11 protein-coding genes are annotated in these 12,962 nt (G+C 74.8%); 6 read left to right on the plus strand and 5 right to left on the minus strand.

What is annotated here, in order from left to right:
• The first annotated feature begins 51 nt into the window (after window positions 1–51).
• The 5 genes from iolB (at window position 52) to LC193_RS10090 (ending at window position 5,542) form a co-directional block, all read left to right on the plus strand.
• On the plus strand, window positions 52–975 hold the full coding sequence (gene iolB, locus LC193_RS10070; protein WP_226073461.1) for a 5-deoxy-glucuronate isomerase: 924 nt from the start codon (window positions 52–54) through the stop codon (window positions 973–975).
• Window positions 972–2,846, plus strand: a complete 1,875-nt coding sequence (gene iolD / locus LC193_RS10075) for a 3D-(3,5/4)-trihydroxycyclohexane-1,2-dione acylhydrolase (decyclizing) (protein ID WP_226073463.1) — start codon at window positions 972–974, stop codon at window positions 2,844–2,846. Before iolB ends, iolD begins: the two co-directional genes overlap by 4 nt.
• A 98-nt stretch (window positions 2,847–2,944) precedes the next feature.
• Window positions 2,945–4,441 (plus strand): CoA-acylating methylmalonate-semialdehyde dehydrogenase, encoded by a 1,497-nt coding sequence (gene mmsA / locus LC193_RS10080; RefSeq protein WP_226073464.1) that lies wholly within the window; start codon window positions 2,945–2,947, stop codon window positions 4,439–4,441.
• A 24-nt stretch (window positions 4,442–4,465) separates the two neighbouring features.
• The gene (locus LC193_RS10085) at window positions 4,466–5,179 is read left to right on the plus strand and encodes a GNAT family N-acetyltransferase (RefSeq protein WP_226073465.1); all 714 of its coding nucleotides are present in this window, start codon (window positions 4,466–4,468) and stop codon (window positions 5,177–5,179) included.
• A 129-nt stretch (window positions 5,180–5,308) separates the two neighbouring features.
• Window positions 5,309–5,542: a helix-turn-helix transcriptional regulator gene (locus LC193_RS10090; RefSeq protein ID WP_226073466.1), complete on the plus strand. Its 234-nt coding sequence runs from the start codon at window positions 5,309–5,311 to the stop codon at window positions 5,540–5,542.
• Here LC193_RS10090 and LC193_RS10095 read toward each other — a convergent pair.
• The 3 genes from LC193_RS10095 to LC193_RS10105 form a co-directional block, all read right to left on the minus strand.
• Window positions 5,457–6,077 carry a VTT domain-containing protein gene (locus tag LC193_RS10095; protein ID WP_226073467.1) on the minus strand — a complete coding sequence of 207 codons (621 nt, stop codon included), beginning with the start codon at window positions 6,075–6,077 and terminating at the stop codon, window positions 5,457–5,459. The two genes, LC193_RS10090 and LC193_RS10095, sit on opposite strands and share 86 nt — an antisense overlap.
• A 163-nt stretch (window positions 6,078–6,240) precedes the next feature.
• A complete protein-coding gene (locus tag LC193_RS10100; protein WP_226073469.1) occupies window positions 6,241–7,524 on the minus strand; it encodes a hypothetical protein in 1,284 nt (427 codons plus the stop codon).
• Window positions 7,521–8,165: an ABC transporter ATP-binding protein gene (locus LC193_RS10105; RefSeq protein WP_226073471.1), complete on the minus strand. Its 645-nt coding sequence runs from the start codon at window positions 8,163–8,165 to the stop codon at window positions 7,521–7,523. Before LC193_RS10105 ends, LC193_RS10100 begins: the two co-directional genes overlap by 4 nt.
• Before the next feature lie 397 nt (window positions 8,166–8,562).
• On the opposite strand from LC193_RS10105, the gene LC193_RS10110 reads away from it, so the two are divergent.
• Window positions 8,563–8,778 carry a heavy-metal-associated domain-containing protein gene (locus tag LC193_RS10110; protein WP_226073473.1) on the plus strand — a complete coding sequence of 72 codons (216 nt, stop codon included), beginning with the start codon at window positions 8,563–8,565 and terminating at the stop codon, window positions 8,776–8,778.
• 271 nt (window positions 8,779–9,049) lie between these two features.
• Here LC193_RS10110 and LC193_RS10115 read toward each other — a convergent pair whose 3' ends face one another.
• Complete coding sequence (locus tag LC193_RS10115) at window positions 9,050–10,363, minus strand: citrate synthase (RefSeq protein ID WP_226073475.1); 1,314 nt, start codon at window positions 10,361–10,363, stop codon at window positions 9,050–9,052.
• Between the two features lie 138 nt (window positions 10,364–10,501).
• A complete protein-coding gene (gene recD2, locus LC193_RS10120; protein WP_226073477.1) occupies window positions 10,502–12,727 on the minus strand; it encodes an SF1B family DNA helicase RecD2 in 2,226 nt (741 codons plus the stop codon).
• Window positions 12,728–12,962 lie beyond the last annotated feature (235 nt).

Below are 12,962 nucleotides of genomic sequence, written 5' to 3' on the forward strand. Positions count from 1 at the left end.
GTGGCGCGCTCCGCCGCCGGCCGGCCGGAACCGCCGTGAGGACGTGACCCGTTGACCGTGAACGCACGCACCGAGGCCGCCGCCCGCCGCCACCTGCCCGCCGGGTCCGCTAGCGCGGGCCCCTACAGCCTGGACATCTCGCCCGCGAGCGCCGGCTGGGCGCACTCCTCGCTGCGGATACTGCCGCTCGCGCCCGGCGGCCTGCACACGTTCGCCACCGGTGACAGCGAGTGGATCGTGCTGCCGCTGGCCGGCTCCTGCACGGTCACCGCCGAGGGGCGCACGTTCGAACTCGCGGGCCGCACCGATGTGTTCACGGCCGTCTCCGACTTCGCCTACGTGCCGCGCGACGCCGAGGCGACGGTCGCCTCCGCGGGCGGCGGCCGGTTCGCGCTGGCCGGCGCGCGCTGCGCGCGCCGGCTGCCCGCGCGCCGGGGCGCGGCCGAGGGCGTGCCGGTGGAGCTGCGCGGCGCGGGCGCCTGCTCGCGGCAGGTCAACAACTTCGCCGCCGCCGGGGTGTTCGAGGCGGACCGGCTGATCGCCGTCGAGGTCCTGACGCCCGGCGGCAACTGGTCCTCCTACCCGCCGCACAAGCACGACGAGGCGGTGCCGGGCGCCGAGTCCCGCCTTGAGGAGATCTACTACTACGAGATCGCCGCCGCGCCCGGCGGCCCGGGGGCCGAGGGCGTCGGCTACCAGCGCGTCACCCCGGCGGGGCCGGGCGGCACGGACGTGCTGGCAGAAGTGCGCGGCGGCGACGCGGTGCTGATCCCCGACGGCTGGCACGGCCCGTCCATCGCGGCGCCCGGGCACGACATGTACTACCTGAACGTCATGGCAGGTCCGGACGCGGAACGCGCGTGGCTGATCAGCGACCATCCCGACCACGCGTGGGTCAGGGACCGCTGGCGGGACGAAGTCCCCGATCCCAGGCTGCCGTTGTACGCCCCGGGCGCGCCGGGGGCGGGCCGGTGAGCGCGCGGCTGACCGTGGCCCAGGCCCTCGTCCGCTTCCTGGCCCGGCAGTACACGGAACGGGACGGGCTGCGGCACCGGCTCATCGACTCCTGCTGGGGCGTGTTCGGGCACGGCAACGTGGCGGGCCTCGGGCAGGCGCTGGTCGAGAGCGGCCACGCGCCCGGCGCCGAACTCCCGTTCCACCAGGGGCGCAACGAGCAGGCGATGGTGCACGCGGCCGTCGGCTTCGCACGCCAGCGCAACCGGCTCTCGGCGCAGGCCGTCACCACCTCCATCGGGCCCGGCGCCACGAACCTGGTCACGGGCGCGGCCCTCGCCACCGTCAACCGGCTGCCGGTGCTGCTGCTGCCGGGCGACACGTTCGCGACGCGGCCCGCCGACCCCGTGCTCCAGCAGCTCGAACACCCGGGCGCGGGCGACATCTCGGTGAACGACGCGCTGCGCCCGGTCAGCCGCTGGTTCGACCGCGTGCACCGGCCCGAGGCGCTGGTGCCCGCGGCCCTCGATGCGATGCGCGTGCTGGCCGACCCGGCGCAGACGGGCGCGGTGACGCTGGCCCTGCCGCAGGACGTGCAGGCCGAGGCGTTCGACTGGCCCGACGCGTTCTTCGCCGTGCGCGTGTGGCCGGTGCCGAGGCCCGCGCCCGACCCGGCGGCGCTCACCGCCGCGGCGCGCGCGATCCGGGCCGCGCGCCGCCCGTTGCTCGTGGCCGGCGGAGGGGTGCACCACAGCGAGGCGGAGGACGCGCTGCGGGAGCTGGCCGACGCCACCGGCATCCCGGTGGCCACCACGCAGGCGGGCAAGGGCGCGCTGCCGCACGACCACCCGTGCGAGGTGGGCGGCGTCGGGCACACCGGCTCGGCCGTCGCGGACGACCTGGCCGGGCGCGCCGACCTGGTGATCGGCGTCGGCACCCGCTGGACGGACTTCACCACCGCGTCCGGGACGCTGTTCGCCGAGCCGTCCGTCCGGTTCGTCAACCTGTCGATCACGGGCCATGACGCGCACAAGATGGGCGGGCTGCCCCTGGTCGCGGACGCGCGCGCCGGTCTGACGGCGCTCACGCGGGCGCTCGACGGCCACCGGGTCGCGGAGGAGTACGTGATGGAGTACACGGCGGGCAAGGAGCGCTGGAACGCGGTCACGCGCGCCGCGTTCACCCCGCGCGCCGAGAGCGACCGCCCCACGCAGACGCACGTGATCGGCGCGCTGGACGCGGTCGTCGGGGACGCGGACGTCCTCGTGAACGCGGCCGGCTCGCTGCCGGGCGACCTGCACAAGCTGTGGCGCGCCAGGTCGCCGCGCCAATACCACCTGGAATACGGCTACTCCTGCATGGGCTACGAGATCCCCGGGGCCATCGGCGTCGGCCTGGCCGCGCCGGGCACAGCGGTGTGGGCGCTCGTGGGCGACGGCACGTACCTGATGATGCCGACGGAGCTGGTCACGGCCGTGCAGGAGGGCATCGCGCTGAAGCTCGTGCTGCTCCAGAACCACGGCTACGCGTCCATCGGCGGGCTGTCGGAGGCGACCGGCGCCGAGGGGTTCGGCACCGCCTACCGGTACCGCGCCGCCGACGGCTCGTTCACCGGCGACCCGCTGCCGGTCGACCTGGGCGCGAACGCCGCCTCGCTCGGCCTGACCGTCTTCCGGGCGGCGACCTGCGGGGAGTTGCGGGGCGCGCTGGCGGCGGCGCGCGCCGCCCGGGGGCCCGCGTGCGTGTACGTCGAGACGGACCCGGCGGCCACGGCGCCGCCCGCGGCGGCGTGGTGGGACGTTCCCGTGGCGCAGACCTCGGCCCGGCCGGCCGCGCGGCGGGCCCGCGAGGAGTACGAACGGCGGGCCGCGGGCCGCCGCCGCCACCTGTGACCCCGCCCGCGGCGCCCGCGGGCGCGGGGCCGCCGGGCGGTCCGCACGTTCCGCACCTCTCGCACGTTCCGCACGGCCAGAACGAAGGAGTGCACGGCATGAGGACCATCGGCCACTTCGTCGACAACGCGCCGGCCGCCGGCCGCTCGGGGCGGCACGGGCCGGTCCACGACCCCGCGACCGGCGAGCTGACCGCGCGGGTCGCGCTCGCCTCGGCCGCCGAGGTGGACGCGGCCGTGGCCGCCGCAGCGGCGGCGGCGCGCTCGTGGGGGCGCGCGTCGCTCGCGCGGCGCACCGGGGTGCTGTTCCGGTACCGCGAGCTGCTGGTGGCGCACCGCGAGGACGTGGCCGCGCTGATCACGGCCGAGCACGGCAAGGTGCCGGGCGACGCGCTCGGCGAGGTCGCGCGCGGTCTTGAGATCGTGGAACTGGCCTGCGGCATCCCGGAGAAGCTCAAGGGCGAGCTGTCCATGGAGGTGTCCACAGGTGTGGACGTGGCGTCGATCAGGCAGCCGCTCGGCGTGGTCGCCGGCATCACGCCGTTCAACTTCCCCGCCATGGTGCCGCTGTGGATGTTCCCGCTCGCGGTGGCCTGCGGGAACGCGTTCGTCCTCAAGCCGAGCGAGAAGGCGCCGTCCGCCGCGCTGCTGCTGGCCTCGCTGGCCGCCGAGGCCGGGCTGCCGGCCGGCGTGCTGAACGTCGTCAACGGCGACCGCGAGGCCGTCGGCCGGCTGCTCGCCCACCCGGACGTGGCGGCGGTGAGCTTCGTCGGCTCGACGCCGGTGGCGCGCGCGGTGCACCGCGAGGCGACGGCGCACGGCAAGCGGGTGCAGGCGCTCGGCGGCGCCAAGAACCACATGCTGGTGCTGCCCGACGCCGACCTCGACCTGGCGGCGGACGCCGCGGTCGGCGCGGCCTACGGCTCCGCGGGCGAGCGGTGCATGGCGGTCTCCGTGCTGGTCGCGGTCGGCGAGGACACCGCGGACGCGCTGGTGGAACGCCTCGCCGCGCGCGCCGCCGCGGTGCGGGTGGGCCCCGGCACCGACCCGGACGCGGAGATGGGGCCGCTGATCACGGCCGCGCACCGCGAGCGCGTGGCCGGCTACGTCGCGGGCGCGGCGGCCCAGGGCGCGCGGGTCGTGCTCGACGGCACCGGGCTGCGCGTGCCGGGGCACGAGGCGGGCTTCTTCCTCGGGGTGTCCCTGCTCGACCGCGTGACCGCGGAGATGGACGCCTACCGCGACGAGATCTTCGGCCCGGTGCTGTGCGTGGTGCGGGCCGCGTCGTACGAGGAGGCGATCGCGTTGATCAACGCCTCGCCGTGGGGGAACGGTTCGGCCGTGTTCACGCGGGACGGGCGCGCGGCCCGCCGTTTCCAGCTTGAGGTGGAGACCGGCATGGTGGGCGTGAACGTGCCGATCCCCGTTCCCGTCGGCTACCACTCCTTCGGCGGCTGGAAGGCGTCGCTGTTCGGCGACCACCACGTCTACGGCAACGACGGCGTGCGGTTCCTCACCCGCGGGAAGGTGATCACCTCGCGCTGGCCCGAGCCTGCGGAGGGCGGCGGCGGCCTGGGCTTCCCCCGCAACAGCTGAGGCCGCCCGGTGCCACGGGGAGGCGTGCGGTGGGACGAACGAAGCCTGCTGGCGCTGGAGATCGACGCGATCCACGGGCTCGGGCCCTACCAGGAGGCGCCCCGGGCCGCTCCGAAGGATCCCTCCGTGCTCGCGGTGTGGGCGTGGTCCCCCCGCGCGCGGCTGCTGGCCCTCGCGCCGGGGATCGCGCTCCCCGGCCCCCTCGACGGCGTGGCGCAGGAGTACGCTCCCGGCCGCCCACCCGACGCGCTGCGTTCCCTGGTCGCCTCCCTCGGCGACCGGGCGGTGTCCGTCGAGGGCGGCCCGAGCTTCGTCCTCCCCCGCCGCCTCGCCGTGCCGGACCCGGCCCCGCTGCCCGTCGTCGTCTCCACGGCGGGCGGCCGGCGCGCCGCCCGGCGGCTGGCCCGGCCCCGCACCTGGGAACCCGGCGAGTGGCACGACCTGGTCGACGGCCGCATGGGCCCGTGGGCCATGGCCGTCCACGGCCGGGAGCCGGTGTCGATCTGCTTCACGCCCGCGTCGAACGCGACGGGCGCGGAGGCGGGCGTCCGGACCCGCCCCGACTTCCGCGGCAGGCGCCTCGCGCCGGCCGTCGTGGCCGCCTGGTCCCGGCGCGAGCACCGCGACGTGCTGTTCTACAGCACCACCGCGGACAACCACGCGTCCCGTTCCGTCGCCCGGGTACTCGGCCTCACCCCGCTCGGCTGGATCTGGACCGCGCGCCGCCGCACGACCTGACGGAACGTCAGGAATCGGTGACGACCGTCACCACCCCGCGGCCCCGCCGTCACGAAAGGGCCACAGCGCGGGGCGCGGGCCGGGCCGCGTCGTTGACCCGGCACGGAGCCGGAACGGGAGGTACGGAGGATGACGGAGCGACGCCTGTGGTCCTACAAGGAGATCGCGGACCACATCAGGGTGCAGCCCGACACGGTGCGTTCCTACCGCAAGCACGGGCTGCTGCCCCCGCCCGACGCGGTGGAGGGCGGCAGGCCGCTGTGGTACGTGGAGAGCATCACGGAATGGGTGGCGCGCCGTCCGGGACGCCACCGGCGGCGCCGCGACGGGCACCGGCGGGCGCCGGGCGGGGAGAACGGCTGAGGCGGCGCGCGACGAGGTGCGCGAGGGCGGCGGCGAGGAGGGAGACGGCCCAGCCGACGGCCATCGCCGCCCACACGCCGCCGAGGGCGCCACCGCCCCAGTACCCGAGGGCGACGCTGTAACCGGCCCACAGGCACTGGGCGATGGCGGCGCCGAGCAGGTAGCGGCGGGCCGGGTAGCCGACGAGGGCCGCGGTCAGCCCGCCGAGCAGCCGGCCGCTCGGCACGAACCGCACGGCGATGACGAACGGCAGCCCGTGCACGCGCATCCGGTCCCCCGCCCAGGCGAGCGCGGCCCGGCGGCGCGCGTCGCGCGCCAGCCACGAACGCGCCCTGCCGCCACCGAGGCGGCCGAGCCCGTAGACCGCGGCGTCCCCGGCCGTCGCCGCGGTGGCGACGACGAACAGGACCAGCGGCAGGCTCAGTTCACCGGCCTGGGCGAGGGCGCCCGCCGAGGCGACGAGCGCCGCGTTGGGCACCAGCGGTGGCGCGGTGGTGAGCGCGAGGGCCACGTACATCCACAGCGTTCCGTCCATGCTCCCCGCCGGTCCCCTCCCGCTCGCGGACGCCGATCGACACCCGCGCCTTTCACCTGTCAGGCAAACCTGACATGCGGCGGGCGCGGCGCGGAAGCGCGACGCGGGAATCTCCGGGACCGCTCCGGGCGCCCCTTAGGGACCCCGGCGGCCCGGCCGGGGGTCACAGCTGCGCGGCGGTGGCCAGGAGGGCGAGGAGGGCCATGTCGGGCCCGGCGACCAGCCCGTTGACGAGGTCGACCGGCACCGCCCCCATGGGCGTCGCCAGCAGCGCGCCCCCCGGTACCGCGCGGCGCGCGGACCGGCGGCGGGCGAGCACGGCGGCCGGCAGGACGGCCAGCACGAGGGTGGCGGACAGCGGCAGCGCCATGCCGAGGGAGACGGCCGCGGCGAGCACGGCGCAGACGGCGAGGGCGGGCAGGCAGAGCACGACCGGGACCCGCCGCCCGGGGGCGGCCCACATGCGCGCCGGGGCGTCGGAGTCGAGCCAGGTCTCGGCGCTCCTGGCCAGCGCCACGGTCACGAAGAGTTCGAGCAGGACGGTGACGAGCAGCGCGGCCACAGGACCGAGCAGCGTGTCGACGGCGAACACGAGCGGCAGGACGAGGGCGATGGCCGGGGCCACCGCGCGCAGGCCGCGCCCCAGGACGACCGCCGCGAGGCCGGCCGGCCGGGGCAGGCGGTACGCGAACGCCGGGAGCGGCTTCCTCGTGCCGCCGTCCTCGCGCTCCCTGGCCGCGCGGACGACGTCCGCGTCGAGCATGGTCACCCCGGCGTTGAGCGCCTGCCTGTTGCGCGCCCCCCGGTGCAACTGCCAGCGGGGGGTGAGCGCCGCGCGCCGTCCGGCGCCCCGGGCGGCGGGGCGGCGCGCGGCGGCTGCCCCGGCCAGGAGCAGCCAGCCGCCCACGAGCAGCGCGCCCGTGGCGCCCCAGGCCACGCCGGCCGCGAGCACCACGCCGGTGGCCGCGAGCAGCGGCGGAACGAGCCGCGCCGCCGCGTCGAGGTCGCGCCGCTGGAGGTGCGAGGCCAGGAGCAGCAGCGCGAGGAGCGCGGCCCAGAGGGCGAGCGCGGGGACGAGGGGGTGCGCGCCCGTGGCCGCGAGCGCCATACCGGCGGGAACGGCGACGAGGGTCGCGAGGAGCGCGCCGCCGAGGACGGTGAGGGCGCGTTCGCGGCGCAGCCACGCCGCCGGATCGTGCCGCGCCACCCGCCACTGGAACGTTCCCGCCGACATGGCCAGCGGCCCGGAGAAGTGGCAGGCCCTGGCCCACAGGCCGAGGACGGGGAGCAGCAGGGCGGTCGCGACCCACGCGGGCGCGTGCCCGCGGTCCTCTGCGCGGGCGAGCAGGTCGGGCAGCAGGTCACGGCCCAGCGCGTGGAGGAGCAGGAGCGCCATGGCCGCCACGACGACCAGCTCGTAGAGGGCGCCCCAGGAACGGGGCCTCACGCGGCGGGCCCCGCGCCGAGCGCGACCGAGCGGCAGCCGAGGCGCGCGAGGAGCGCGGGCGCGTGGGTCGACAGGAGCACGCAGCGGTCGGGTCCGGCCAGGGCGGCGAGCCGGTCGGCGAGGCCGTCGACGCCGCGCGCGTCGAGGTGCTGCTCCGGCTCGTCGAGGAGCAGCACGCGCCAGGGGCGCACGAGCGCGGTGGCCAGCGCGGCGCGCTGCCGCTGCCCCGCGCTCAGCGACGCGGGCAGCCGGTCGGCCAGGCCGGCGATGCCGAAGGCGTCGAGCGCCGCGCGCACCGGCCGCGCGTCGCGTTCTGGGGACATCAGGGTCAGGTGGTCGGCGATCGTGAGGTCGGGCAGCCAGGTGAAGTCGTCAAGGACGCCGAACACCGCTTGCCAGTGCGCGGCCGACGAGGGGTCGGACGGCTCGCCCGCGATCGTGATGGTGCCCTCGTCCAGGGGCGCGGCTCCGGCGAGGCATTCGAGGAGGGTCGACTTGCCCGCGCCGTTCGGGCCGACGAGGGCCACGATGTCGCCGCCGGCCACGTCGAGGCCGAAGTCCTCGAAGACCGGGGTGCCGCCGAACGCCTTGCGCAGGCCGCGTGCCCGCAGGAGGGGCGCGGCCTCGGACGTCCCCGTCATGGCGCGCTCTCCCGGTCCTGGCACCTCGCGCTTCGCTCCACGTCGGCCTCCGTCTCCGCTCGGGGACGCGCCGTTCGCGTCCGCCGCCGGCCGGGTCCCCCATGCCCGGGTCCCGGCGTGTCGCACATGATCGCGACGGCATGCGTGAGGCTAACGGGGCCGCCGGCCGGCGCCGCCGGCCGGGTCGGCGGCGCGGCCCGCCGGGGCACGGCGCGGCCGTCCAGGGCGGTGACCTCGGGCGGCGGCCCGGCGCGGCCCGGCGCGGCCCGGTGCGGCCCGGTGCGGCCCGGTGACCTATACCCCTCGGGGGTATACACTCGGCCGAGTACGGAGCAGTACGACCGAGGATTTCCCGAGGACCGAAGGCCCGAGGGACCGAAAGAGAGGGGCACCGCCCATGAGCACCATCACGTACCGCGTTTCCGGCATGACCTGCGGGCACTGCGAGGGCGCGGTCAAGCAGGAGGTCGGCGGCCTGCCCGGCGTCACCGAGGTGACGGCCGCCGCGGACACCGGCCTGGTCACCGTCACCGCGGAGGGGTCGTTGGACGACGAGGCGGTGCGCGCGGCGGTCGACGAGGCCGGGTACGAACTCGTCGGGCGCGCCGGGTAGTCCGGCTCCGAAATCCGGCCGCATACTCCCCGGGCGGCCGGGCAGACGAGGAGTCAGGGCAGAGAAGGGGACGGAAAAGCGCCCCGCCGACGGGTCCCCCCACAGGGCCCGGCGCGGGGCGCTTCCTGCCGTCCGCTCAGAGCGTCCCCCCACGGGACCCCGGCCGGACGGCCGTCGGCGTGGATCCAGCCGAATCCGCGCCAACTCGACCGGTTAGACCCACGACTCCATCAAAGGTTGCACACGATTTGATGTGACCTACGTCACATCGTCAACGCTGCTCGACCGGCTTGTAGTCGCGCTCGACGACACCGGTGTAGACCTGCCGCGGGCGGCCGATCCTGGTGGTCGGGTCGGTGATCATCTCGTGCCACTGCGCGATCCAGCCGGGCAGCCGGCCCAGCGCGAACAGCACGGTGAACATGCTGGTCGGGAAGCCCATCGCCCGGTAGATCAGGCCGGTGTAGAAGTCGACGTTCGGGTAGAGGTTGCGCGAGACGAAGTAGTCGTCGCTCAGGGCGCGCTCCTCCAGGCGGAGCGCGATGTCGAGCAGTTCGTCCGACTTGCCGAGCGCCGAGAGCACGTCGTGGGCAGCCGCCTTGATGATCTTCGCCCGCGGGTCGAAGCTCTTGTAGACGCGGTGCCCGAAGCCCATCAGGCGGACACCCTGCTCCTTGTTCTTCACCTTGCGGATGAAGCTGTCGACGTCGCCGCCCTGCCGCTGGATGTCCTCCAGCATCTCAAGCACCGCCGCGTTCGCCCCGCCGTGCAGGGGGCCCCACAGGGCGTTGATCCCCGCGGAGATGGAGACGAACAGGTTGGCCTGGGAGGAGCCGACGATCCGCACGGTGGACGCCGAGCAGTTCTGCTCGTGGTCCGCGTGCAGGATCAGCAGCTTGTCGAGCGCGCTCGCCACGACCGGGTCGACCTCGTACTCGGCGGCCGGCACCGAGAAGGTCATCCGCAGGAAGTTCTCCACGTAACCGAGGTCGTTGCGCGGGTAGACGATGGGGTGCCCCATCGCCTTCTTGTACGCGTAGGCCGCGATCGTCGGCAGCTTGGCGAGCAGCCGGATCGTGGAGATGTGCCGCTGCCGCTCGTCGAACGGGTTGTGGCTGTCCTGGTAGAACGTCGACAGCGCGCTCACCACGGAGGTCAGCATCGCCATCGGATGGGCGTCCGAAGGGAAGCCGTCGAAGAAGCGCTTCACGTCCTCGTGGAGCAGCGTGTGCTGGGTGATCTCGCCCTGGAACGTCGCCAACTCGTCGACCGTCGGCAGCTCGCCGTTGATGAGCAGGTAGGCCGTCTCAAGGAACGTGCCGCGCTCGGCGAGCTGCTCGATGGGGTAACCCCGGTAGCGGAGAATGCCCTGTTCCCCGTCGAGGTAGGTAATGGCGGACTTGCATCCGGCCGTGTTGCCGTAACCGGAGTCCAGGGTCACCAGACCGGTCTGCGCCCGCAGCTTGCCGATGTCGAAGCCGCGGTCACCGACCGAGCTGTCCACCAGCGGATAGCGGTACTCGCCGTCGCCGTACCGCACTACTACTGCATCGTCTGCATTGTCGCCGTAGCGGTTTTCGCTCACGTCATCCCTCACCGACGTTGTGCCTCTTCTTCGAGGTGCCCTGACTCCCTCCACTGTCCCCCATCTGGGCCCCAGATGTGCACTCGGGGTCGGCCATTGGGCAAGATTCTGGCACGCCGTGCCGCGAGATTCAGGACATCACAGACCTATCGCCCCGGACAGGCGCGCGTCGAGCGCCGTGCACCTCCGGCCGGCCGACACCGTGCGGACCGCCTGGCCCAGCGCGCGGCGCGACCCGACGAGCACGACGAGGCGCTTGGCCCGCGTCACCGCCGTGTACAGCAGATTGCGCTGGAGCATCATCCACGCGCTCGTCGTCACCGGCACGACCACGCACGGATACTCGCTGCCCTGCGAGCGGTGGATGGTCACCGCGTACGCGTGGGCCAGCTCGTCCAGCTCGGCGAAGTCGTACGCCACCTCCTCGTCCTCGTCGGTGCGCACGGTCAGCGACTGGTCGACCGGGTCGAGGGCCGTCACGACGCCGACCGTGCCGTTGAACACGCCGTTGGCGCCCTTGTCATAGTTGTTCCTGATCTGGGTGACCTTGTCGCCCACCCGGAAGACCCGGCCGCCGAACCGCTTCTCGGCGAGCCCGGGCCGGGGCGGCGTGACGGCCTGCTGCAACAGGCCGTTCAGCACGCCGGCGCCCGCCGGGCCCCGGTGCATCGGGGCCAGCACCTGCACGTCGCGCCGCGGGTCGAGGCCGAACCTGGCCGGGATCCTGCGCGCCGCGACATCCACCGTCAGCCGGCCCGCCTCCTCCGTGTCGTCCTCGACGAACAGGAAGAAGTCGGCCAGGCCCTGCGTCACCGGCGGCAGGCCCGAGTTGATCCGGTGCGCGTTGGTGACCACGCCCGACTGCTGGGCCTGCCGGAAGATCTTCGTCAGCCGCACCGCGGGCACCGGGCTGCCGGGCGCGAGCAGGTCGCGCAGCACCTCGCCCGCGCCCACGGACGGCAGCTGGTCCACGTCCCCGACCAGCAGCAGGTGCGCGCCCGGCGCCACCGCCTTCACCAGCTTGTTCGCCAGGAGGAGGTCGAGCATCGACGCCTCGTCCACCACCACGAGGTCCGCGTCGAGCGGCCGGTCCCGGTCGTAGGCCGCGTCCCCGCCCGGCTTCAGCTCAAGCAGGCGGTGCACCGTGGACGCCTCGGCCCCCGTCAGCTCCGAGAGCCGCTTGGCCGCCCGGCCGGTCGGCGCGGCGAGCACGACCTTGGCCCGCTTGGCCCGCGCCAGCTCCACCACGGACCGCACCGTGAACGACTTGCCGCAGCCGGGCCCACCGGTGAGCACCGCGACCTTCTCGGTCAGCGCCAGCCTGACCGCCTGCTCCTGCTCCTCCGCCAGCTCGGCCCCGGTGCGCTCCGCCAGCCAGGCCAGGGCCCTGGCCCAGTCCACGTCGGCGAACGCCGCGAGCCGGTCGTCAGGCGCGGTGAGCAGCCGGCGCGTCTGCCCCGCGAGCGACAGCTCGGCCCGGTGGAACGGCACCAGGTACACGGCCGTGACCGCGCCCTCATCGCCCTGCGGGTCCGGCACCCGCTCGCGCACCACGCCCTCGCCGTCCGGCTGCTCCGCCAGCTCCCCGAGGCAGTCGATCACCAGCCCGGTGTCCACCTGGAGCAGCTTGACCGCGTCGGCGATCAAGCGTTCCTCCGGCAGGTAGCAGTGCCCCTGGTCGGTCGCCTGGGACAGCGCGTAGGACAGGCCCGCCTTCACCCGTTCCGGGCTGTCCTGCGGGATGCCGACCGCGCGGGCGATCCGGTCGGCGGTCAGGAACCCGATGCCCCACACGTCGGCGGCCAGCCGGTAGGGCTGGTTCTTCACGACGGAGATCGAGGCGTCCCCGTACTTCTTGTAGATGCGCACGGCGATGGACGTGGAGACCTCCACGCTCTGGAGGAAGACCATGACCTCCTTGATGGCCTTCTGCTCCTCCCATGCCTGGGCGATCAGCGCGGTCCGCTTCGGCCCGAGACCGGGCACGGCGATCAGCTTCTTCGGGTCGTCCTCGATGACGTCGAGCGTGTCGGTCCCGAAGTGGTCCACGATCCGCTCCGCCGTCTTCGGGCCGATGCCCTTGATCAGCCCGGAGCCCAGGTAGCGGCGGATGCCCTGCACCGTCGCGGGCAGCACCGTCGTGTAGTTCTCCACGGTGAACTGGCGGCCGTACTGCGGGTGCGAGCCCCAGCGGCCCTGCATGCGCAGCGACTCCCCGACCTGCGCGCCGAGCAACGCGCCCACCACCGTGAGCAGTTCGCCGCCGCCGTGGCCGGTGTCGACGCGCGCCACCGTGTAGCCGTTCTCCTCGTTGGCATAGGTGATGCGCTCAAGGACGCCCTCGATCACCGCACTGTGCGACATGGTCCCGACGGTAGCGCCGACCACGGACACCCGGGGGCGCGGGGCGCATGCGCGCCGGAGTGCGCCGAAGGGCCTGCCCCCCGCCAGGCCCTTCGCTCCCCTCCTCACCCGCATACGACCCCGAACGCGCCTGTTCGGTTCCCGTGGGACGCACATCGGGGCGCGTTCCGTCGCATGCATATGCACGGGGCCGGTTACGGGTCACGGACAGGACACATGACGGACGATCACCCGC

Source organism: Streptomyces marincola (assembly GCF_020410765.1).
Classification (GTDB): Bacteria; Actinomycetota; Actinomycetes; order Streptomycetales; family Streptomycetaceae; genus Streptomyces; species Streptomyces marincola.